Here is a 23,649-nt window from a genome sequence, read left to right on the forward strand (position 1 = left end):
TAGAAGAATTCAGAGTTTTACTGAATTCTTTTTTATGGATCTTTCAAAATCTTTTACATCTTCCTTCATTCCTTCTTTTTAATAAACTTCAAATTTTATTACAATAACGCTTTTTTTAAATACAATCGCTTGTCTATAAACTTTGTAACCTTCATTTCCTTTCCTATGATTACAACATCCTCCTAACAACCAAGTATTGATTATATATCCCATATGAACACCTCCATTTTATTGGCATATACTTTGAAGGAAAAAACATTTCACATTAAACATATACCTACAAACTCAGTTGCTAATAATTTATCAAAAATTACTTAATATTCATTTTTTAAAAGGAGGTATTTATGAGATATAATCGAAAATCAAATTCCCAAAATTCGTGTGATAAATTTCAGCAACCCTGCTTTATTTCTATATCCCCTTGTGATCAAAGTAATTGCTGTACACCTGTTTTTTTCTCGAATTCTCAACAACAAGAATTATTGCAAATAATAAATCAATTAAATCAAGCCATCCTTTCTTTTTTCACAACACCAAATCCAACAACTATACAAATACTCCAATCAGCATTACAGGCATTAAATGATTTATTAATAGCAGTACAACCAAATACACCAAATAGAAATTTAGTTATAAGAACTATAAACCAATTAATTAATTCTTTACCTACCGCATCTCTCACTCAAATCTCAGCATTATTCCAATTTCTATTCCAAAGCTTGTCTTCACTTATAAGTTGTTCAAATATATCGGACCCCTTATTACAACAAACTTTCAACTTAATTTTACAAGGAATCTTGAATAGTTCGCTATTAAGTAACATCGGAACACCCGGGCCGACTGGAGCCACTGGACCTAGAGGATTTCCTGGACCTAGAGGAGCTCAGGGTACTCAAGGCGTGCCAGGTATTCAGGGGCCGGAAGGGCCGGAAGGACCACCGGGACCTCAAGGTGTGCCAGGTATTCAGGGACCGGAAGGGCCGGAAGGATCCACTGGACCTCAAGGCGTGCCAGGTATTCAGGGGCCGGAAGGACCACCGGGACCTCAAGGACTTCAAGGCGTACAAGGGATTCAAGGGCCACCGGGACCACCAGGACCTACTGGTTCAGGGACCGGAATGGGAATTCCCGGACCACCGGGACCCACTGGACCTCAAGGTGTACAAGGAATTCAAGGACCGGAAGGGCCGGAAGGATCCACTGGACCTCAGGGTGTGCCAGGTATTCAAGGGCCGGAAGGACCACCGGGAACCACTGGACCTCAAGGTGTGTCAGGTATTCAAGGGCCGGAAGGACCACCAGGAGCCACTGGACCTCAAGGAGTGCAAGGAATCCAAGGGCCGGAAGGACCACCGGGACCTACTGGAGATTGTGATTGTCCACCGGGACCTACTGGACCGACCGGACCTACTGGGCCAACCGGACCTGCATGTAATTTCCTAGTATATGCTACAAATGCAGGACTCATAGATGACCCTACAAATGATACAGTATCTGTAATTAACACCGGAACAAATATAGTAGTTGATACAATTACTGTAGGTAATGCACCACTTGAAGTAACAGTTTCACCAAATGGAGCTCGTGCTTATGTTACTAATATTTTTTCTAATACCGTTTCCGTTATTGATACTGCTACTAATACTGTTATCGCTACCATTCCTGTTGGAACTAATCCAATAGGTGTAGCTGTTTCTCCAAATAACACAACTGTTTATGTTGGAAATCATGGTAATAATACGGTTTCTGTCATTAATGCGGCAACAAACACAGTTATTAATACCATTCCTGTTGGCATCGCTCCACAAGGGATTACTGTTTCCCCAAATGGTGCCCTTGCATATGTTGCAAACGAATTAAGCAACACAATTTCTGTCATTAATACTGCTACCAACACAGTTATTGCTACCATCCCTGTTGGTATTCGTCCTAGAATAATCGTGTTTACACTAGATGGTACTCGTGCGTATGTCACGAATCAAAACAGCAATACGGTTTCTGTTATTAACACCGCTACCAATGCAGTTATTAATACAATTAACGTAGGTACTGAACCTGTTGGCATAGATATTACACCGGGTGGAAACCTTATTTACGTTGTAAATAAAGTTAGCAATAATGTATCGGTAATAAATGTGGCGACAAATACTGTGATTGATACAATTTCTGTTGGTTTATCCCCTGATCAAGTAACCATCATACCTGATGGCACTCGAGCATATGTTACAAATCAAGCTAGTAATACTGTTTCCGTTATTGATATTGCTACGAATACTGTTATCACTAATGTCCCAGTAGGTGTCGCTCCAACCGGAATAGCTACTGGAACTATTTGTGAATAAAATAAAGAAGTGAAAGCCACAGATAGTTTTTATTAAAATTGATAGTATGTGATATTCTTTCTTTAACTACGTTCAAACAACCAGGATAAACCTCTATATTCTGTTAATATTCTTTTCTGTTTTGTCTTACAGAACCTGCAGATCAGCTAGCTGTTGTTAGCTGATCTCTTTCTATAAAACCCAAATCACATACCAATTAATTTACTAACATTGAATTTTTTAGAATTTAATAATAATATTTACCTATAAAACCATTACCCTTATACAAAGAGCTATGAGCCTTTCCACTCATGACTCTTTTTTTTACGATTTTCACTTCACATCTACGCGATTTTGACTAGCTTCTCGACTAAATCCGTCTGGGTATCTTTCTAAAAATAATCATTTTATCTTTTCAGTAAACTTAGTATCTACACGATCAACCTTACCGTTTATCTAAACCGCGACTTGCTCACCAAATCCGCTCATTGGTGGATTGACTACTGTTACATTTCCATCCTAAACTATTAAAAGTTTGTTGCTACTAACATCAATTTCTACTTTTTTCATATGTCCATCTCCCTTTTACTACCGCATGTACTCGACAACATCAGTTTTAAAACCACCTCCCAAATAAACCCTTACTGGAATTATTTCTTTTTTATCCCTCGCTGCCTTACACAATTCTTCAGCTGTATCCCAATTGGAAAACTTGTCTACAACTCTTTGAAATCTCCGTGTATTCATTAACTCTTAGGATTTATTCTCATGTTTTACCGAACATGCAGGAAGAAGGAGTAAAAAATTTTAGTAAAAGTATCTTTGGATAGCTAACGTTTTCAAAATGTTTGTATTTTATAACAAAAAGCCAAACAAATCTTGTATTAACAAGGTTTATTCACCTTAACATATGTTATTATGTATAATACATATGTTAAGTAAATTCAGAATAACGAGGCAAATATTATGGACTTTGTTTATATTAATCAAAACGTGTTAAATAATCTTCTATACATTCTATGTAGTATATTTGTTTTTTATTTCATATATGATAGCAGGCATTATTTGAAAAAATACAAAACATTACTGATTACCCTTTGTTCTAGTATCCCGCTTATTTTATGTATGCGATACCCTATCTATATGGATGAAAGTTGTATTCATGATTTAAGACAAATTCCGGTCATAATAGGTACGCTTTATGGTGGATTCCCTGTCGGTATCATATTGTTTACAATTTTATTAATTACAAGATTTTTATTTTATGGCTTTAACATGCTAACAGTCGTTGTTTACGGAATAATGTTCATCGTTACAGCACTCGCATCTTCAAAATTTAATACATATAATAGAAAACTTAAAGTAGCTTTTTCCATGTTTTTAACCTTTTTCCTAGCAATATTTACAACTTTAATTGTATTAACCTTATCAGATTTTGAAGTGAATAATTTGTATATTATTTATTTCATGGTATTACCGACTACTTTAATGTTATTTATTGTTTATATAAATGAAGTTATTAAAGATGCTGTATTAATGCGCTCAAAATTAATTAAAATGGAAAAAATGGAGATTGTTAGCCAACTCGCTGCAAGTATATCGCACGAAGTAAGGAATCCCTTAACGGTGGTAAAAGGATTTACACAGCTTTTAAAAACACAAAATTTAACTCCTGAATCAAGAGACGAATATATTAAACATATACTTGAAGAGTTAAATCGTGCCCAAGAAATTATCGATGATTACTTAACGTTTGCCAAACCTGCTCCAGAAAAATTAGATCAAATTTCAGTAAAACAAGAGTTAAATCGAGTTATTAATATGATATTGCCATTGTGTAATATGAATACGATACATATTACACAGGATTTTTCTGAGGCAACCATTGTTGGTAATAAACAGCACTTTCAACAATGTTTTTTAAACTTAATCAAAAACAGTATTGAAGCAATGCCTAATGGTGGTACCTTAAATATTTCCTCATCTATCAATAATAGTAAAGTTGAAATACGAATTGAAGATAGCGGAGTTGGAATGTCACAGGAGCAAATACATCGATTCGGTGAACCGTATTTTAGTACAAAAACAAAAGGAACCGGTTTAGGTACAATGGTTGCTGTTAAGATTATTGAGACGATGCATGGAAGTTTAAAAATCAGAAGTATCGTTAGTAAAGGAACGACTTTAACGATTACGTTCCCGAAATATAGTAAGAATACGCATTAAAACAAATAAAAAAGGAGCATAGTCGCTCCTTTTTTATTTGTTTCGATACATAAGTATCTTCAATGTTTTTTTAGTTTACATTTGTGAAGACTAATTAAAAATTAGTATCCTCCGCCCCAGCAGCTGCATCCTACAATTATTAATAGAATGAATAACACAACTAATAAAGCGAAACCTCCACCAAAACCACAAGAACCACCGTAACTCATATTTTCTCCTCCTTTTGGTTTGAAAACTAATAGGTAGTTGATCATTTTAACTGGTTCGTATTATACATTATGTGTATATCCCTTTTTTGAGCATGTCTACATAAAAATAAGTAAAAGCACTCATGTAAGAGTGCTTTAAAATGGATACCAAAAGTTTTGAAATACGTTTAATTTTAAATATACCGCAACAATAAATATGAAAATACCGGCAAATAAAGCGATGAAATCTTCACGTTTCGCCTTACTTGTATAAAACCATGTACGTTTATCCTTCTTTCCAAATCCTCTTAAATCCATTGCATTTGAAACCGTATCTATTCTTTCTAGAGAATGAATGATTAGTGGCCAGAAAATTAAAACACGGTTCTTCATACGAACCCATAAACTTGCTTCTCCTTTTTCAAAAGCCACTCCTCTCGCTTCTTGCGCGTGTTTAATAATTTTATACTCAGACTGGATGTCAGGAATATAACGTAGTGCAATATTTATTGCATAAGTAATCTTATAATGAATACCAAGTTTACTTAAGTTACTTACAAATTCACTTGGATCTGTCGTGTAAATAAAAAGAAGTGTAAATGGTAATAACGTAAAATACTTTAATGAAAGTGTAGCTGCATAAAATAATGTTTCATATGTAATCGTTGCATATCCAACATGTAAAAACGCGGTATATGATTCAGTTAATTCAGATCCATGAGTTGGTGTAATCAATAAAATCATGACAGAGTTTAATAAACTAAATGTAAATATGACACTAAAAACAATTAAAATTTTACGAAATGGAATTTTAGCAATGCTGAGCCCGATACACCCAATAATAAATAATATTAGCAACACCCGAAAATCAAAAAACAAAAAAGTAAGCGTCATACAAAAAATAAATAAAAACAATTTCACTATCCCATCCATACGATGAAAATATGTACTATGCACCTTCCTCCCTCCTATTACTGTCTAAATAAAGCTCCATAAATTTTTCTGGACATGCAATCCCACTAAATTTAACAAGCTTGGTTAAAGAACTCTCTCTTAAGTTGGCTCTTTGTAACGTTTCTTGATCGCCTAATACATCAAACACTGTATTATCCGCAATAATTTTCCCTTCATGTAGAACTACTGCACGGTCTGTATATTCTAGCGCGAGATTCATATCGTGAGTGATAAAAACAAATGAAATTCCCTTTTTAGCTAGGTTTTTAATAAAAGACATAAATTGTTTATAGTGATAATAATCTTGTCCCGCTGTCGGTTCATCTAATATGATAAGTTTAGGATTTGTTGTTAATACAGATGCGATTGTTAATCTCTTTTTTTGCCCATAGCTTAGTGCTTGAATTGGCCAATTACGAAATGGATATAAACCACAAATTTTTAAAGTTCCTTCTACTCTATTCTTAATTTCTTCCTTAGAAAAATTATGTAATGTTAATGTAAATGAAACTTCTTCAAAAACAGTAGGCTGTGTAATCATATGATTTGGATTTTGCATCACGTAAGATATGATTTCCCCACGTTTACGAATAGACCAAGAACTAATATCTTCACCTTTTAACAAGATTTTCCCATTTTTCATTTTGTTTATGCCTATAAGACTATGAGCTAATGTTGATTTCCCTGCTCCATTATGTCCTAACAGTGCCACAATTTCTCCTTCATATATTGAAAGGTTTACATTTTCTAATACTTTTTGTTTATTAGAGTATGAAAATGATAAATTCTCCACTTTAAGTAATTCCTTGTTTTTAGTATTCCCTTTTAATATGACTTGTTTCTCCATCCACTCTTTTATAACGTTGCTTACCTTTTCTTTTTGAAGGTTTTCCATTGGATATATTACGTCATTATTACTATCAAAATGTAATCTCTTTAATGCTTCGATGTAAATAGGCTCTCTTAAGCCGATACGTGGTAATATATTTGACGCTAAGATTTCTTTTGGTGTTCCTATCGCAATGACTTTACCTTCATCAATTAATATAACTTTGTCTAAATCCAGGTTTAAAATTTCTTCTATTCTATGTTCGATAATAACAATCGTTTTATTATATTGTTCATGTATATCTTTCATAAGTTTTATCGTATGTAAGGCGCTTAGTGGATCTAAATTAGCTAACGGTTCATCGAACAATAATATATCCGCATTTGTTGTTAATAAACCCGCTAGAGAAACTGTTTGCTTTTGACCTCCTGATAATTCATGTGGACTTTGTTTATGAAACGTATGCATCTTCACCTTTCTTAATGAGTCCGAAACAATCTTTTTCATGTCATCTTGCTTTACACATTCATTTTCTAAATAAAAAGCTACATCTTCTTCTACTGTCAGACCAATAAATTGAGCATCTTGATCTTGCAAAATTGTTCCTACCTGTTTACTTTGTTCAAAAATACTTCCTTCCCTCGGATCTTTACCGGCAATTAAAACGTTACCTGTACTATTCCCTTCGTAAGAAAATGGGATTAGCCCATTTATACAATGAGCTAATGTCGACTTTCCTGAGCCACTTCGTCCAGCAATTAGCACTTTTTCCCCAGGGTATATATGAAAGGTAATATCACTTAAAGTAGGCTGCACAGCATGCCCATATTGAAAGGTGAATTGTTCAAACGAAATAATTGGTTGCATGTTAACATCCCTACTTTTCAATTTTTAAATGTGTATGTTTCTTATTGGATTTCGCCAAACCAATTGTAAGTGGCAATCCAAGTACTAAGAAAACGATGACATCGGAAATTGTTGCTCCTAATACTTGTATAACAATTTTGTCAAATGGTTCTCCCATCACAATAATATCGAATGCCCCAGCAAATATAATAGCAATGACAATACCAACTAGCCCAGTAATTGCTAAATAAGAAATATCCCCCTTGTTAAATGACCCGTTTTTCACACTAAAACCAACTCTTTTTTGAATAAGCCCCATTGAAAAACCAATAATACCTGAACTAATAACCCAGCCCCACCAAATACCCCAGCCAGCAATCGTATCTGTTACGGTATGACCGATAAGTCCGATTAACAGACCTGCCACTGGACCAAATAATGCTCCAAAAACAGTTAATATAGCTAATGCTGGTTTAATAAATGTATTCGGTGCAATAGAAAATCCCCAAAGTCCTAATACCCCGTATAATGCTGCTCCAATACCGATTGCTACTACTAACTTTGTTGATAATTTGTTCATGACAATTCCCCTCTCATATTAGTCAACTTTTATTACTCTATATTTAATTTAAAAATGAATTATGCATCGACACTCCCTTTCTATACAACAAAAAAATGACCTCTTACATAAGAGGTCATTTTCTTTCACATTCAAGAATCCTCTTATCTTTCAAAAAACACATCGTGTCCTCTGCGGAATTAGCACCTTCCTATAAAATTGCATAGGGGTTGCTGAGGTTTCTTAGGGCCGTTCCCTCCACCTCTCTGGATAAGTATTAATTTGTAATTCGTATTATGGCACTAAAGAATGTAAATTTCAACACTTTTCTTACTATTTTTATTTTTTGTTAAATAGATCATTTAAATCATTGTATTCTTATCGGAATTATGAAATAATAAATTCAAAATCGTTTCGGGAGGAATGCATTATGAAAGTTATTGGTTTGATTGGAGGATTAAGTTGGGAATCTACATCATTATACTATAAACATATTAATACACTTACACTCTCTCAATACGATCAAAATGCAAAGTTAGTTTTATATAGTATGGACTTTGGTGAAGTAACTACTTTATTACAAAACCATCAATATGAAGAAGTGAAAAATGAACTAGTTACAGTTGCAAAGAAAGTTGAAAAATCTGGGGCTGAATGTTTATTAATGTGTTCAAATACCGTACATCTATTTGCCGAGGAAGTAGAACAAGCAATATCTATCCCGCTTCTTCACATTGGTGATGTAAGTGCTAAAGAAATGGTAGAACAGAGTATAAAACGTATCGGACTATTAGGAACAAAACAAACGATGGAGCAAGATTTCTATAAATCACGATTAGCGAAATATAACATTGAGACAATTATCCCAAATGAAGAGGAAAGAACCTTTATCCACCATGTCATATTAGATGAATTAAGTAGAGGGATCATTTCAGAAACATCTAAAGAAAAGTTATTACAAATTACAAAATCATTAATTCAAAACGGCGCTGAAGGTATATTATTAGGCTGTACTGAAATACCTTTACTTATCTCCCAAAATGATCTTACTGTTCCCGTTTTTGATACTGCTTTTTTACACGCAAATACTGCTGTGCAATTTGCTGGATAAGAATATACAAGCATAAAGGTGAGAACCTCTATGCTTGTATACAGTTACGACTATTTATCCCGCTATTTACGGGTAGTAAAATCCCTACCGATTAAAGTTTTACTTTATTTAAAAGAGATTCAATAACTGCAATTGCTTCTTTTGAACCACCACATTCTAAAAAGCTATCATTAAGTTTTCTTATACCATGTTTATACTTTTCATTTGAAAGAACATCTGTTACGGCCTCTTTTAAAGTGTGCACATTAACATGTTCTTTCAATAGTCTATGTGCCGCTTCAAGCTCAGTTAATCTTTGCGCTATCATTGGCTGGTCTTTATCATGCGGTATTATTACAAATGGGACATTATAATGAATGGCATCGTGTACGCTATTCATACCGCCATGTGTAATAAAAACATCTGCTTCATTTAATATTTCTGATTGAGGTACGTATGGAGCAATTATAAAATTATCTGGCGTTTGCTTTATTTTTGAAATATCATTTCTATCACCAATTGCCATTACAACTATCCCATCAAAATCTGAAAAAGTATCAATACAAGTATTAAAGAATGGTTCGAGTCCTTCAAGCAGTGTTCCCATTGAAATGTAAATAACTTTCTTTTCTTTAAGTGATTCCAGTGGAAATTTTATATTTGTTTTCCGCTTTGAAATACTCGGTCCAATAAAAATGTTATTTTCTCCGAACGATTCGCTATTAGGTTGGAAATAACGACTTGTGTATACGAGACAAACATCACCTTTATTATTCATAAATTGAAGATTATTCTTTGGTTTTACTCCAAATTTATGTTCCATCTGATTTAGTAATTTTTCAGAGATTTCCTCTGGTTGGAATGGCATATCTGCATTTGGATGAAAAGGTAATGTCTTCAAAAATTCTGGCGGAATTAAAAATATAGGTGAGGACACTACACCTGGAACTTGTAAATACTCCTTTACTAACTCTCCTGCGCCAAATATATCATACATTACGAAATCAAAATTTATACTTTCACATAATTGTTTCGTAATTTCTAATATATATAAAGAAGTCTGAACATGCATATGAAAGAAAGCATTTAACCCAGATGAGGTTTCAGCATCAATAGAAATCTCTTTTAATAGATCCGGATGAGTATGTACAGTAGCTCCTAAATCTTCAATTCTATCCTTAAAGTTTGCCGTTGTAATATAATGTACGTTATCCCCTCGTTCAGTAAAGGCTTTTACTAAATTTAATGTAGGGTTTACATGTCCCTCTGCTGGAAAATTAACCACTAAAATATTTAGCACTTATTCCTCACTCCTTACATTTCATTGTTTTAATTAAGCATACTGTTATTTGTACAAGTAATCTTCCCTTAATAGTCCTAATATGCTTGCTACATTATATTGATAAATAATTTTCAGTCATCAACATAAAAAAAGCATCTACCTATGTAGATGCCTAACCGTGATAAGGAGTGTTCTGTGAGGTTAGAACAAGCGTTTTTGCTTGTCCTATGCTATTAATATATGATTGATTTTATAAAACGTGAATAGTTAATAGAATTATTTTATCCATTTTATATGATCAAATGGATAAAATACCATTTCTACTTTACCTATTATATTTGACTCATCAATAAGTCCAAGTGTATTCCTACTATCTTTACTATGATTACGATTATCACCTAACACAAATAATTTATGCGTAGGAACTTTTATTTCTCTAAAATTTGAAAAACGATTGGATACTTGTGACATATCTAAATGTATATACGACTCATCACGCTTTTTACCGTTAATAAATACCTCATCCTTTTTTAGTTGTATATTATCCCCCGATAATCCAATAATTCGTTTCACATAGTAAGTAGGCTCGTCTTCTTTTTTTATAATGACAACATCTCCATGATGAAAAGACGATAAACAGACATTTACCTTATTAACAAGTATATAATCTTTTTCATTCAAAGTAGGTTGCATCGAAATTCCTTCTACCATACAAAATAAAAAGGACTTATTAATAAAAATAACCCCTATTATAATGAATATGTAGCTACATATGTTCCTCCAATATTTTAGAATAAACAGCTTCATATATACCTCATTTCTAATCTATCCCCAGATAAAAACGCCTCTAGTTTACAGGAATGCTAGAGACGTTTCGTACATTTTAATTCTCTTTAGAGGCATCTGTTTTTGGCGCTTCACCAGTTAACCGCTTATTTTTCAAATCAAAATAAGCATCTAAAACTTCTTTTCCAATATCGGAGTTAATGCCCGATTTATCATTTTCAACCCACGGTACTACAACAGAAAATGCTACTTCTGGATCATCATATGGCGCATATCCAGCTAATGTTAAGTTATAACATTCTCTACGATCGCCTTTCGCATTTCGCCCAATTGCATTTTCTCCACCATATACAGTTTGTGCGGTCCCTGTTTTACCAGCTGGTTTATATGGTGCTTTTTGGAACGCTCTTACTCCTGTTCCATCTCCTTCTTGAAATACTTTTCTAAATCCTTCTTTTACTTGATTAATATATTCTTGTTTCATATCGATTCTATTTAAAACAACGGGTTCTATTGATTGTACTACTTTACCAACCTCATCTTTTTGAACGGTTTGTTCTCTAATCTCTTGAACAATTTGTGGTTTCATTCGATATCCTCCATTTGCGATAGTCGAAATATATTGTGCAAGCTGAAGTGGTGTATACGTATCATATTGCCCAATAGAATAATCTAATAAGAAACCAGGCTGATTATCTTTTTTTCCAATTTGCCCTGCAGTTTCATTTGGTAAATCAATACCAGTTTGTACACCTAGTCCAAATTGCCTGAAATAATACCTCATTTTATCAAAATATTCTTGTTTAATATCTAGTGAACTATTTTTTACATAATCCACGCCAGCAATTTTTAATGCTATATTAAACATATAAACGTTTGAAGAAACTTGTAACGCTCTTAGATCGTCTATATCACCAAAATTTTTCCAAGACTTCTTTTCCTTAGTTCCTTTAAACTTCATAGGTGCATCATAAAAATGTGTTCCAGGAGTTATTGCATTTGTTTCAAACCCTGTTAACACTGTCGCACCTTTAACCGTTGATCCAAGCTCATATGAACTTGTCAGCGTGCCTAAAGCATAATCTTCTACTTCCATTTTCCCGTCTTTTTCTACAAGCCTTTTCCCAGCCATTGATAATACTTGGCCATTTTTAGGATTCATCATCACTACGAAAGCACGGTCTAACATTGATTCTGATCCTTTATATTGTTTTAATATTTTTTCTATGCTCTCCTCTACTTTTTTTTGCAATTCCATATCTATTGTTAAAGTTAAATTTTTACCGCTTTTTCCTTCCGAAACCGTTTCCGTTCTAATAGTATTTCCTTGTTTATCAGCAATGCTTCTTACTTCTTTTTTTGTACCATGAAGTACATCTTCGTATTGCTGTTCGATATAACTTTTGCCGACCCTATCATTTCGGCTATAATCACGCACTAAATAATAATCTAATCGTTCACGTGGCAATCCTTCATCAGCATTTGAAACGTTACCAAGGACAGAACGGAATAATCCATCATTTACATAGATTCTCTCCCAATCAACTGATGCGTCTACCCCTGGAAGGTTCGCTAAATTTTCACTAATCACCGCATATTCCTGTTCACTAACGTCCTTTTTAATAATTTGAGGTGCCATTTGAAAACCTGAGGTCATTTTACTTTTAATAGCTAACACTTCTATATCTTTAGCCGTTAGTTCTTGAAGATTTTTTTCTGTAACGCGCTTCCTTTTTAAATCTTCTATTTTTTTGTCTAGCTCTTTTCCGGTAATATCTTTATCTCGGAACTTATCTATTTCTTTTTTTGATACTAAGTCTTGAGTAAGTTCTGGATTTAATTGCATCCAAAAGTCTTTCTTATCAGTCTCAGTTAACTTGTCTATATCTTCTTGCGGCATTTCAATAATGTCTGCAAGTTGTCTTGCTGATTTTAATATTTCTTCTTGCTTTACACCTTTCACCTTTGTATATGTAATCGTACGTAAAGACTTATTATCAACTACTGGATTTCCTTCACGATCAAATATTTTCCCACGTGGTACAGAAAGACCAACGGTTGCATTTTCTCTCTTCTCTACTTCATTTTTATATGTTTCTCCATCAAAAATTTGCACTTTCCCTAACTGAATAATAATGCCAGAAAATAATAAAAATACACAAAGGAATAAAATATTTAACCGGAGAGGTACTACTCTACCACTTTTCTTCTCTTGCTTTTTCACCTTGTCATAATCTCCTCCTTACAATATTTCAAATAATAATCACATTTCTATATTAAAAGTAATGTACAATTTCTATACATTGCTTTGTACAAATATCAATATAATGTTTAAAACTTAATAGAAATTAAAACAAAGGTAAAGAAAAGGTAAAGTTTACTAAATTAAATATAAAAAATACCCAATAACAAAAAGCTTAGTTTTCACTAATCGCTTTGTTATTGGGTATTAATTGATTTAAGAATTACTACTAGTCCGTATTGCTATACATTTGTCGTCACAATTAGAAAGAGATTGTTTACTTAGTACTTTCGGTAAGTAAATAGTTACTGTTGTCCCGACACCAACCTCGCTCATGATACTAATTGTCCCTTGATGACTTTCAATAATTTTATAACTTAACATTAATCCAATACCAGTCCCTTTTTCTTTCGTACTATAAAAAGGTTCACCTAATCTCTTAATTCTTTCTTCAGGTATTCCTATTCCTTCATCTATTACATGAATGATGACACCATCATCATTTATTTCTTTTATGTGAATTGAAATTCCCCCACCATTTGGCATAGCTTCGATTGAATTTTGCAAAATATTAATAAATACTTGTTTCAATTGATTTTCTGAGCATTCAATAATTATATCTTTGTCATCCGTAAATAGTTCAACTTGAATATTTGTCATAATTGCTTTTGTATTCATTAACGATACGACATTTTTAAAAATTTGATAAATATTTTTCTTTTCTGTATTTATCTCATCTGTTTTAGCAATTGCCAGAAATTCTTGCAGGATCGCTTCTATCCTTTCAATTTCAGAGAGCATAAGATCAAAATATTTTTCTTGATCTTCTTTATTAATTTGAAATAACTGTATAAAACCTTTAATTACAGTTAAAGGATTTCTTACTTCATGAGCCACGCCAGCTGCTAATTGACCAATTGCTGCAAGCGTATCTGATTTATTTAGCAATTCTTCTGTCTTTTTTCGCTCTGTAATGTCGCGTACAATAATCATAATTTTATCATGTAATAATGGTAAGCACCTAGCCTCAAAGAAATCAATACTTCCATTAAGTGTGAGTGGATATTCTACAATTACATTCGTTCCTTTTTCCTTCACTTGATTAATGGCTTCCTGAAACTGCTGTGCTACTGAAGATGGTAATACTTCGTAAAACTTTTTTCCCATAAAAGCTTCTGCGGGTACGTAAAACTTTGTAGGAGATCCTGCCTTGTAATCTATAATTGTGCCATCATCTTCTGTTAAAAAACATAAATCTGGTAAAGCTTTAAAAATTAATTCCAGTTCAGATGTTTGTTGTTTTAACTGCTCTTCTATCGCTTTTAAATGTGTAATATCTACACCAACAGCCCAATAACTATATCCTGTTACAGGAAACTGTTCTGATATATTCGACCACATTATTGTTTTGATTTCACCATTTTTACATGTTAAGTGCATTTCCCAATCTCTGAAATTTTTTCCACAAGTTAAAAATTTCTTTTGTATTTGATGGCGATAATTATGATCAGGATACAATAATTGCAGTGCATTGGGATTTCCAATTATTTCTTCAGCGGTATAACCTGTTACAATTTCGCATTCTCGATTCCACAAAACAAAATCTCCATTATAATCAAGCGCATCGACCATAACAGGCATGTTTTGTAAAATCGTATGTAGTTCCTCCTCTTTCTGAGAAAGCAACGTTGTATTTTTACTTTGAAATACTTTTATTGCGCTATCTAAAATTAAACTTGAGAGCATTTCAAAGTATTTTTGACAACTGAAAATTTCACTTTTTTTGGACCATACAACAAAAGATCCTAAATGTTGATTGTATAAGAAAATGGGGATTTCAATCTTTGGAAGTTTACTCTTTTTTATCTCATTCATTCCGAATGAAAAAACACATTCTTTTTCAGCATCAAGAAGTTGATGTGATATATTAGTTAATTTATAAAATTGTTCTGCCATGGTTTCTATTGTACTCACATCAATAAGTTCCATTAGCCGCGAATTCATTCCTTTTTCACCTCAATATGTAAAATTAATACAAATCTAAAATTCATACTTCTCCATTATACGAAGAAAGCTAGTGTAGGTATATAGCTGTAGAATAATTATTCGAACAAATTTTATTTTTCAATTAAAATAAGAAAAGAATATATATACTGAATATACCTTTAATTAGTATATATTTCGTTGATTCCTCACTTATTGTCTAGTAACTTGAATTCCTCCATACATTCACTGAATTTTCACTTGAGAGTCATACACGTTACTAATAGCGGTATAAACATGCAATAAGTATAAAGTTCATAAAATATTCACAATTTTTATGAAAAATATAAACATTTATTCCAATATATTCTATATAATAAAATGTAATAAGGCTTCTATGAATCTCATAGAATACCTTACCCCTAATAAAAAAGAAAAAAGAATCCATTTGGATTCTTTTTTCTTTTTTAATTACATTACATATTTATATAAAGCATGTGCCACACCATGTTCTTCATTTGATAACGTTTCGTATTTACACATTGCTTTTATTTCTTCTACTGCATTCCCCATTGCAATTGATATGTTCGCTTTTTCCATCATAGAAACATCGTTTAGCCCATCACCTATCGCTACAGTGTTTTCAACCGGAATATTAAGATGTTCTGCTAAAGTATATAATCCATTCCCTTTTTGAGCATCTCGATGATTAATCTCTAAATTGTGCCAATATGAAGATGTAATTGCTAAATCTGTATTATGAAGAAATGTTTCTTTGAGTTTTTTTAATTTCTCAATTTCATAAGAAAATGGTAATAGTTTATGCACATGTATATCTGTTTCTACAATTGGTTTACAACTTTCCGCACTATGAAACGCTGTATGCTCAAGATATAATGCTGCGATTGTTTCTAACTCTTTCAAGTCGAAATTTTCTTTTGAATTCTTCACATGCTCAATTTCATTACGTACACTCTCTACTCCATAATCCGGTACATACACACCTTTATCAGTATAGAGCTGATAATATAAACCATTCTCTTCAAGATATTCTACAATTTCAAGTGCCTGCATATTTTGAATTGGATATCTCTTCATCATTTTTTTATCTTTATATATAAGAGCACCATTTTCCGCAATGATTGGACACTCTAAATCAACTTCTAACAATAATCGCTCAATGTCAACAATTGAACGTCCTGTACAAATTGCTACAACATGGCCAGCTTCTTGACATGTTCGAATTGCTTCTGCATTTTCTTTACTTATCATTTTATTCCCCGAAAGAAGAGTTCCATCTAAATCAATTGCAATTAATTTCATTATTTCTTCACCACTTTCTATAAATACACGAGTTCTAATTAATTATTAGGTATCGTTTTCATACAATCCTCGTGAGGTACTTCTTATTTATAATTTATGAAAAGCGTTTCAGGTCAAGAAATAATTTAAAATAAAATCCAAAGCTTTTCTTTTTAAAAAAGCTTTGGATTTTAAACTATGAATTATAACTAATGTATTTCGTCTCACACATGTACACATTTTTTTCTTCAGTTGGGATATATACTTTAAACTTTTCTAACCGTTTTCCATAGACATGAATCGTAATAACGCTTTCATTTTTGCTAATTTCAAGAATATGACAATCCGCTGGTGGAATTACTTTATCTGTTTCTCCTTCTCCCAAATAAAGATTTCCTGTATGTGTTAAATAAACAAGTGAATTTCCAAGTTGTTTCGTTTGTATAAAGTTCTGCACCATAATCCTTCCTGAAAAAACGCCTTCTACTCCCCATGTGCCGTCATGATCATGTAAAGGTGTAGATTGTCCATCTTTCCATACGAGAGCTAGTACTTCAAAACGTTTGAGCGGATCTTCATACAATAAATGTCGTGCATATTGAGTCAAATTGGCCTTCTGTTTATCTAACGGAAGCCATGTTTTCTTTTCTAAAAGTTCTTCTAGTAACTTTTCAATGCCACACACTATTTCTTCTTCAAATAAACCGTTTTCCATAAGATCTGTAACACCTTTAATAAACTTTTGAAATGATTTACTTCCATTACAAGTCAACATAAGAATCCTCCTCTACGTTTTATACAATTCCATATTAAGGTAATTACCGAAAACTCACAATTGAGAAACAAAAAACAAGATGCAAATGTATGCACCTTGTTAAGATTTTTATTTAGCTTTCAAACGAATAGGTAAGTATTTTAATGTTTGTTCATTTTCCAATATACATTTTTCTAAACAGAAAGATGGAGATAGCTCTATTTTTTCAAAAGTATTTATAAAGGTAGTTAATGCAATCTCAGCCTCTAAACGTGCAAGTGGTGCTCCTAAGCAAAAGTGAGGACCTTTCCCAAAGGTTAAATGCTTTTCATTTCCTGTTCGATGTACATTAAATTGAGAGGCTTGTGAAAATTTTTTCTCGTCTAAATTCGCTGCACTAACCCACGCAACAATCATCTGATCCTTTTTCATTAAAGGACCAAATATATTTGTATCCTCTGTAATCCTCCGGGCCAATGTAACAGGAAAGCGATAGCGTAATACTTCCTCAATCGCTTTTGAAATTAAGTTAGGTTCTTTTCTTAACTCTTCATAAATTCCAGGTGAATCTACTAAAAAGCAATAAAAGCTATTAATAATTAAATTTGTAGTGGTTTCATTCCCAGCCGCTAGTAAACCTAATGAAAAGGTTACAATTTCCTCATCGGTTAATCTTTCGCCTTCATATTCAGCTCGAATTAAATCAGATATGATATCATCGGTTAAATGATATCTCTTTTCCTGAACAATCGGTAAAAGGTATGCTTTGAATTCATTTAATGCTATCCCTTTCTCGGCATCCAGATCATTAAACTTTTCTTTACTATACGGCATAAATAAAATATCAGACCATTCTTTAATTTTTTTACGATCTGTTGTTGGGACTCCTAATAAATCAGAAATAACGGTAACAGGTAAAGGTGCAGCAAACTGTTCAACGATATTAACTTCACTACATTTTTCGATATGTTGTACAAGTTCATCTGCGATAGCCTGTATTCGAGGTTTCCACTGTTCTAAACTTCTTGGAGTAAATGCCTTAGAAACAATGGAACGTACATTGCGATGTTCTGGTGGATCTGTAGAGTTTATATTTATTCTAGTTTCTAAAGGAGGGATTGAGAATTGTCTGCGCTCCCTTCTACTTGAAAATAAGCGATAATCTGATAAAACACGATTTACATCATCATATAAAAAAACATTCCATACATCCTGCTCTTCATCATAATGAACTGGGTGATTATCCCTCATCAAACGATACCATTCATATGGATTCCATAATTCTTCTTTTGTTTTCAGCTTTGAAATTTCATGAACTAAAATAACATTTTCAGGTGAAGCCATAGTTCTTTCCTCCCTTTTCTTTTACAATAAAAGTGATAGGTCGGCAGTTCAAAGTTGTATAAACTATCATATGTTATTTTAACATATACAAAAAGAGATTTTTCATTAGAGAACTTGAGAAATATATAAGGGGGATTTTTATGTACGTTGACATTTTACTGCTAGCAGAATTAACGACAGGACCAAAACATGGATATGAAATCAAAAAAAATGTTCAAAATCGTTTAGGTGAGAATTTTGAGTTAAATCACAACATGCTTTACCCTGCCCTTCGGCGCTTTGAAAATATGGGTGCTATAACGAAAAAAATACATAAACAAGTTGGAAAACCAAACCGAAATATGTACGATATAACAGAAACAGGAGAAGAAATTTTTTCTGAAATGTTACGAGAGTTTCCCGAAAAACTTGCGACAAATAATGCAGAATTTCTTGTTCGTATCGCGCTATTTGAAAAACTTGAATATGAAGCTAGAAAAGAGATTTTGACTGTACGTCAAAACGTACTACATAATCAACTTACCGCTATTCAGTCTCTAGAGGTTACCTCACCCTTTATTACTGAAGTCATTGAATTTAGTAAATCACGAATTGAACATGAATTGAGTTGGATTACATCACTTATGAAGAAAATATGAAAAAATAACAAGAAAAGTTAAAAACAATGAATGAAAATGATATTTATTATCAATACTATCATTAATAAAAGGGCAACCACGATTTGGCTACCCTTAAAAAATTTACACTTCTGGATCGAATGTTTTGCAATCTGTTTCTTCCGTTGTAGATGCATGTTTACCTTTATGACTTACTACGTAAATTGCCTCTGCACTACATTTATTACCGTTCGCCCAAAATTTACAGTTGTTTACTTCACATAAAACGTCTTGTGCCATAGTATCACACCTCCTTGTTCTATTATCATTAACAAAATTCGGAGGTATGATACTATTTGTCATCCATTTTTCATTCCCTTTTTAGCTTTCTTAATGGTTCAATATCTCCGCGTACAATAGCATCAATATTTCCAGTTATTTTTTCAATATCAAAATGCCACCATTGAATTTGCAATAATTCTTGAATTATTTCATTTGAAAATCTCTCTTTTATTTTATTTGCAGGGTTTCCACCAACAATTGTATATGGTGCGACGTCTCTAGTCACAACAGATTTAGCTGCAATGATTGCACCATCCCCTATTTTTATTCCGGGCATAATTGTTGTATCCATACCAATCCAAACGTCATTTCCTATAACTGTATCACCTTTATAAGGTAAATCAGACAAACTAGGTGTATACTTCTCCCACCCATTTCCAAATATATTAAATGGATATGCCGAAAATCCATCCATCCGATGATTGGCTCCGTTCATAATAAAGTTAACTCCAGATGCAATACAACAAAACTTTCCAATAATAAGGCGATCTCCAAGAAATTCATAATGATGTAATACTCGATCTTCAAATGTTTCTCCATCTTTCGCATCATAATAAGAATAGTCACCAACAAGTATATTAGGTTTTGTTATTATATTTTTTATAAATTGAACGTTTTGATTTCCTTCAATAGGGTATTTAACATTTGGATTAGGATTCATTTTGTACGGCACTTCCTTTACCACTTATTTCACTTTCTACCGCTATTACTGGCTTTAAATTGTATATAGGTAAAATAAACAATAATCCAATTATAAAAAGTAAAGCCGTCCCTTCATACATCATACTTAATGAAAACATCTCTTTTAATGAGCCAGCTATACTCATCGTTACTACCATTGAACCGGTAAAAAGCGGACTTAAAATACCATTTACACGACCTATAAAATCGGTATCGCTATTTTGAATAATAAGTGTATTTATACCAATTTGGATACAAGGAAGAGCTAAACCACTAAAAAGCTGCGCTGTAAGTGTCACCCATAAATTTGTAGAATATCCTATAATGCCAATACCAATTGCTTGACCAAGCATACCGATAATTAACATCTTTTGCGGAGCAACATTTTTCGCAAATACCATTGCTAATGCTCCGCCAACAATCATTCCCGCACCATTTACTGTTAGTAGCCACTGTAAACTCTCTTTTGATAATCCTAACTGCTCAGTCACAATAAATATACCTAATGGCTGAATTAATCCTATACCTAGTCCTGCAGCCATAAAACAAAGCCCTAGCAAAGTTAATGCTTTTTTCTTTTTGACATACTTAATACCATCCTTCATCTCTTGCAACAGAGTGATATCCTTCTTTTCTACGTCGTTTTCAAGATCTTTCGGAAGAAATAACAATACAACTGCCGCAAGTAAAAACGAGATACCTGTTATGATGATTGAAATATAAATTCCAAAACTATGAAAGATAAATGTCCCTAGTATTGGTCCTAATACCATAAATATTGCAAATATCGTTTGATATATAGACATTGCTAATTGAATTTGTTCCGTTGATAAATGTTGTTTAAACAATTTCATTCCAGATGGTTGTGAAAACTGTGAAAGGATTGCAGAGATGAGTGTCACAAAAAACACAATTTTCCACGTTCCAAACATAAGCGTAATTAATACAGCGAATACTGAAATGGAACTTAACGTTTCACACCATATCATTGTCTTCTTTGGCTTCCACCTATCAGCAAAAGTACCGCCAATAAATGAAAAAATAAAAATTGGAGCGAATTCAGCAACTGAAATCATCGAAATAGCAAAAGCATCACCTTTTGTCATTTCCATTACATATAGTAATACCGCAAAGTTTCGAACCCATATTCCTATTTGTAAAAATAATGCTGATGCTAAAATCCCTTGAACAAACCGATTTTTTAATACTTGTGATACCCCATTGTTTTGTTTCGTTACTACATTTGTCGACATAAAAAAGCCTCCTATTTCATGTTCTGAACAGGAGGCAGCACAAATCATATAAAAAGACTATATATTCGCAGAGCGAAATACATCCCTTTTCTATAAATGTACAGACTAACCCTATTCAGAAGAATATTTCGTTTTTTAACGAAGATCTCTTACAAATAGAATTAGTTGATCATTGGGATGTTTTCACCCTTCCGTTTCGAATTTAAATAACACATACATACTCTATGTAAATCATTTTCGATGTATGCATGTCTCCTTTTAACTATTCTAGAAAGTTAAAGGTAATTCCTCTAAAGAACGCATTAAATAGTTACCTTGCCATTTAATTTCTTCACGATTCCCTTTTATTTGTAGTTCAGGCATTCGATTAAACAAAGTAGTAATAGCAATCTTTGCTTCTAACCTCGCAAGTGGAGCTCCTAAGCAGAAATGACTACCATGACCAAAGGCAATGTGACGGTTGTTCTCCCGTGTAATATCAAATATTTCTGGATTTTCAAATACTGTTTCATCACGGTTCGCTGAAGCCAATGCAATAATAACCATATCTCCTTTCTGTATTGTTTGATGGTGAATTTGAAAAGGTTCCGCTGCCCATCTTGCAGTTGTAACCTCAACTGGAGAATAATAACGCAATCCCTCCTCAATAGCCGAATCAATTAGTTTTGGATTATCTTTTAATAACTGTAATTGATTTGGATTTTCAAGAAGTGCTAATACCGTATTTGTAATTAAATTCACTGTCGTCTCATGTCCTGCGACAATTAATAGCATTATCATTGAATATAGTTCCCGAGCGCTAAGTTTATGCCCTTCACTCTCTGCAAGTATTAAAGCACTCACCAAGTCTTCTTTTGGCTCTTTTCTTTTAATATCAACTAAATATTGAAGATATGTAATAAACTCAGATAGTTGTTTTTCGGTCTCTTTTATTTCTTCAGGTGTTTCTGGTGATGCAATAACAGCATGAGACCAAATTCTAAATTTCGCTTGATCTTCTTTTGGAATACCGAGCATCTCACTTATTACAATAATTGGTAACGGAAATGAATAATCATCCACAAGATTTAATGTACCTTTTCGCTCTATATTACTTATCAAATCATCTGCTATTCTCTGAATTCTTCCGTCTAATTGTGCAATCATCTTCGGTGTAAAAGCTTTTTGAACTAAAGATCGTAAACGACTGTGGTTAGGTGGATCTGAATTTAGCATATGTGTTGTTAAGTGGTCACTATTATCAACGGAAAGATACATGTTCTTTGTATCTTGAGAAAATACATTTGTCCAATCTTTTTTTAAACGATTATCTTTTAAAAGTGGCAGAGCATCTTCATATCTAGTAATGAGCCATTCTTTACCGATTTCAACTTGGTTTACAAATAATATAGGTTGTTTTTTTCGCGATTCTTTATAAATTTCATACGCATCTTCTTTAAATTGAGCTGAAGCTAAATTAATGCCATCCTCTATGCTTAACCCAACTTTGTTTTTCATTGACATTGTATTCCCTCACTCTCATTTGTTTTTGAAAACCAACCAACATATGCATTATACTCTAATAAAAACGTGAAAATTGTAAATTTTTAATCAAAATCTTACTTCGTATATTGAAAAATAAAAAAGTGAGAAAGTAAAATCGTTTCACTCTCCCACTTCTCTTTATGCGAAGCACATAAAATTACTAATTTGTTGATAGCGATAACTTACTTTACGACGACGACCACCCTGCCAAGTGTAACCTGATACTCCGTTTCTTCTCACTTCAGTCGGAAAGAACCATAAATCTCTTCCAAAAGGCCCAGGACGATGTAAACGTAAATAGCCCCATCTTCCTAAACAGTTACACATCCATGATTTCATATTGCCTGGTTGTGCCGGAGAAGCAAATGTAGACGGTAACGATGGCGCTTGTGACGGTGGTGGTGACGTTGGAGCATCCTCCGCATCATCTGGTCTGTAATCTTCTTGTTCAATATCTCTCACTTCATTTGTAGGTTCATACCCGTAGTTTTGTGGATTATAATACATCGCTTGATCATATGGATAATTTTGTTGGTTATACATATTA

21 protein-coding genes, 2 pseudogenes and 1 riboswitch are annotated in these 23,649 nt (G+C 33.0%); of the genes and pseudogenes, 5 read left to right on the top strand and 18 right to left on the bottom strand.

All coding sequences use genetic code 11. The annotated features are described in order from the left end of the window. Positions 1-78 precede the first annotated feature (78 nt). Positions 79-213 carry a hypothetical protein gene (locus tag GBN91_RS29505; RefSeq protein ID WP_264299199.1) on the bottom strand — a complete coding sequence of 45 codons (135 nt, stop codon included), beginning with the start codon at positions 211-213 and terminating at the stop codon, positions 79-81. A 131-nt stretch (positions 214-344) separates the two neighbouring features. Here GBN91_RS29505 and GBN91_RS23055 point away from each other — a divergent pair, with 131 nt between their 5' ends. Then, positions 345-2,342 (top strand): YVTN family beta-propeller repeat protein, encoded by a 1,998-nt coding sequence (locus tag GBN91_RS23055; protein ID WP_152122444.1) that lies wholly within the window; start codon positions 345-347, stop codon positions 2,340-2,342. 435 nt (positions 2,343-2,777) lie between these two features. Here the strand turns inward: GBN91_RS23055 and GBN91_RS23060 are convergent. Continuing rightward, positions 2,778-2,891 (bottom strand): annotated as a pseudogene (locus GBN91_RS23060) (DUF3954 domain-containing protein). Between the two features lie 173 nt (positions 2,892-3,064). On the opposite strand from GBN91_RS23060, the pseudogene GBN91_RS23065 reads away from it, so the two are divergent. Together GBN91_RS23065 and GBN91_RS23070 are read left to right on the top strand one after the other, a co-directional pair. Further along, positions 3,065-3,151: pseudogene (locus GBN91_RS23065) on the top strand (tyrosine-type recombinase/integrase); the annotation flags it as partial. Positions 3,152-3,287: 136 nt separating this feature from the next. Then, the gene (locus tag GBN91_RS23070) at positions 3,288-4,547 is read left to right on the top strand and encodes a LytS/YhcK type 5TM receptor domain-containing protein (RefSeq protein WP_152122446.1); all 1,260 of its coding nucleotides are present in this window, start codon (positions 3,288-3,290) and stop codon (positions 4,545-4,547) included. A 101-nt stretch (positions 4,548-4,648) separates the two neighbouring features. Here the strand turns inward: GBN91_RS23070 and GBN91_RS23075 are convergent, their stop codons facing one another. The 4 genes from GBN91_RS23075 to GBN91_RS23090 form a co-directional block, all read right to left on the bottom strand. Continuing rightward, positions 4,649-4,756 (bottom strand): YjcZ family sporulation protein, encoded by a 108-nt coding sequence (locus tag GBN91_RS23075; protein ID WP_000120182.1) that lies wholly within the window; start codon positions 4,754-4,756, stop codon positions 4,649-4,651. Between the two features lie 135 nt (positions 4,757-4,891). Then, on the bottom strand, positions 4,892-5,692 hold the full coding sequence (locus GBN91_RS23080; protein WP_000556362.1) for an energy-coupling factor transporter transmembrane component T family protein: 801 nt from the start codon (positions 5,690-5,692) through the stop codon (positions 4,892-4,894). Continuing rightward, on the bottom strand, positions 5,685-7,385 hold the full coding sequence (locus GBN91_RS23085; RefSeq protein ID WP_053513675.1) for an ABC transporter ATP-binding protein: 1,701 nt from the start codon (positions 7,383-7,385) through the stop codon (positions 5,685-5,687). The genes GBN91_RS23080 and GBN91_RS23085 overlap by 8 nt, the downstream gene beginning before the upstream one ends. 10 nt (positions 7,386-7,395) lie before the next feature. Beyond that, positions 7,396-7,944, bottom strand: a complete 549-nt coding sequence (locus tag GBN91_RS23090) for an ECF-type riboflavin transporter substrate-binding protein (RefSeq protein WP_152122448.1) — start codon at positions 7,942-7,944, stop codon at positions 7,396-7,398. Between the two features lie 140 nt (positions 7,945-8,084). After that, positions 8,085-8,200: riboswitch (SAM riboswitch) on the bottom strand. A gap of 153 nt (positions 8,201-8,353) precedes the next feature. On the opposite strand from GBN91_RS23090, the gene GBN91_RS23095 reads away from it, so the two are divergent. Then, positions 8,354-9,034, top strand: coding sequence for an aspartate/glutamate racemase family protein (locus GBN91_RS23095; RefSeq protein ID WP_000864399.1), 681 nt, complete (start codon positions 8,354-8,356; stop codon positions 9,032-9,034). A gap of 91 nt (positions 9,035-9,125) precedes the next feature. On the opposite strand, the gene GBN91_RS23100 is transcribed toward GBN91_RS23095, so the two are convergent. From GBN91_RS23100 to GBN91_RS23130, 7 genes are all read right to left on the bottom strand, one after another. Then, entirely contained in the window at positions 9,126-10,313 is a 1,188-nt protein-coding gene (locus GBN91_RS23100) for a macrolide family glycosyltransferase (protein ID WP_152122450.1), read from the bottom strand. Positions 10,314-10,571: 258 nt separating this feature from the next. Further along, entirely contained in the window at positions 10,572-11,102 is a 531-nt protein-coding gene (gene lepB, locus GBN91_RS23105) for a signal peptidase I (protein ID WP_152122452.1), read from the bottom strand. A 76-nt stretch (positions 11,103-11,178) separates the two neighbouring features. Further along, positions 11,179-13,305 carry a peptidoglycan D,D-transpeptidase FtsI family protein gene (locus GBN91_RS23110; protein WP_152122454.1) on the bottom strand — a complete coding sequence of 709 codons (2,127 nt, stop codon included), beginning with the start codon at positions 13,303-13,305 and terminating at the stop codon, positions 11,179-11,181. A 234-nt stretch (positions 13,306-13,539) separates the two neighbouring features. Then, complete coding sequence (locus GBN91_RS23115; RefSeq protein WP_001088559.1) at positions 13,540-15,327, bottom strand: ATP-binding protein; 1,788 nt, start codon at positions 15,325-15,327, stop codon at positions 13,540-13,542. A gap of 450 nt (positions 15,328-15,777) precedes the next feature. Beyond that, the gene (locus GBN91_RS23120; protein ID WP_000766385.1) at positions 15,778-16,629 is read right to left on the bottom strand and encodes a Cof-type HAD-IIB family hydrolase; all 852 of its coding nucleotides are present in this window, start codon (positions 16,627-16,629) and stop codon (positions 15,778-15,780) included. A 175-nt stretch (positions 16,630-16,804) separates the two neighbouring features. Further along, positions 16,805-17,383, bottom strand: a complete 579-nt coding sequence (locus tag GBN91_RS23125; protein ID WP_000954437.1) for a cysteine dioxygenase family protein — start codon at positions 17,381-17,383, stop codon at positions 16,805-16,807. 108 nt (positions 17,384-17,491) lie between these two features. Next, positions 17,492-18,706 carry a cytochrome P450 gene (locus tag GBN91_RS23130; protein ID WP_000168013.1) on the bottom strand — a complete coding sequence of 405 codons (1,215 nt, stop codon included), beginning with the start codon at positions 18,704-18,706 and terminating at the stop codon, positions 17,492-17,494. Between the two features lie 140 nt (positions 18,707-18,846). On the opposite strand from GBN91_RS23130, the gene GBN91_RS23135 reads away from it, so the two are divergent. Then, positions 18,847-19,344, top strand: a complete 498-nt coding sequence (locus GBN91_RS23135) for a PadR family transcriptional regulator (RefSeq protein WP_000289121.1) — start codon at positions 18,847-18,849, stop codon at positions 19,342-19,344. Positions 19,345-19,446: 102 nt separating this feature from the next. On the opposite strand, the gene GBN91_RS23140 is transcribed toward GBN91_RS23135, so the two are convergent. The 5 genes from GBN91_RS23140 to GBN91_RS23165 form a co-directional block, all read right to left on the bottom strand. After that, positions 19,447-19,602, bottom strand: coding sequence for a DUF1540 domain-containing protein (locus GBN91_RS23140; RefSeq protein ID WP_000046095.1), 156 nt, complete (start codon positions 19,600-19,602; stop codon positions 19,447-19,449). Between the two features lie 70 nt (positions 19,603-19,672). Further along, positions 19,673-20,305: a Vat family streptogramin A O-acetyltransferase gene (locus tag GBN91_RS23145; RefSeq protein ID WP_001069247.1), complete on the bottom strand. Its 633-nt coding sequence runs from the start codon at positions 20,303-20,305 to the stop codon at positions 19,673-19,675. Continuing rightward, positions 20,295-21,578 (bottom strand): MFS transporter, encoded by a 1,284-nt coding sequence (locus GBN91_RS23150; RefSeq protein ID WP_000106396.1) that lies wholly within the window; start codon positions 21,576-21,578, stop codon positions 20,295-20,297. The genes GBN91_RS23145 and GBN91_RS23150 overlap by 11 nt, the downstream gene beginning before the upstream one ends. A 267-nt stretch (positions 21,579-21,845) precedes the next feature. After that, positions 21,846-23,081 carry a cytochrome P450 family protein gene (locus GBN91_RS23160; RefSeq protein ID WP_000062133.1) on the bottom strand — a complete coding sequence of 412 codons (1,236 nt, stop codon included), beginning with the start codon at positions 23,079-23,081 and terminating at the stop codon, positions 21,846-21,848. A 159-nt stretch (positions 23,082-23,240) separates the two neighbouring features. Next, entirely contained in the window at positions 23,241-23,645 is a 405-nt protein-coding gene (locus tag GBN91_RS23165; RefSeq protein ID WP_000282687.1) for a hypothetical protein, read from the bottom strand. Between the last annotated feature and the right edge of the window lie 4 nt (positions 23,646-23,649).

Source organism: Bacillus sp. B1-WWTP-T-0.5-Post-4 (assembly GCF_009183795.1).
Classification (GTDB): Bacteria; Bacillota; Bacilli; order Bacillales; family Bacillaceae_G; genus Bacillus_A; species Bacillus_A cereus.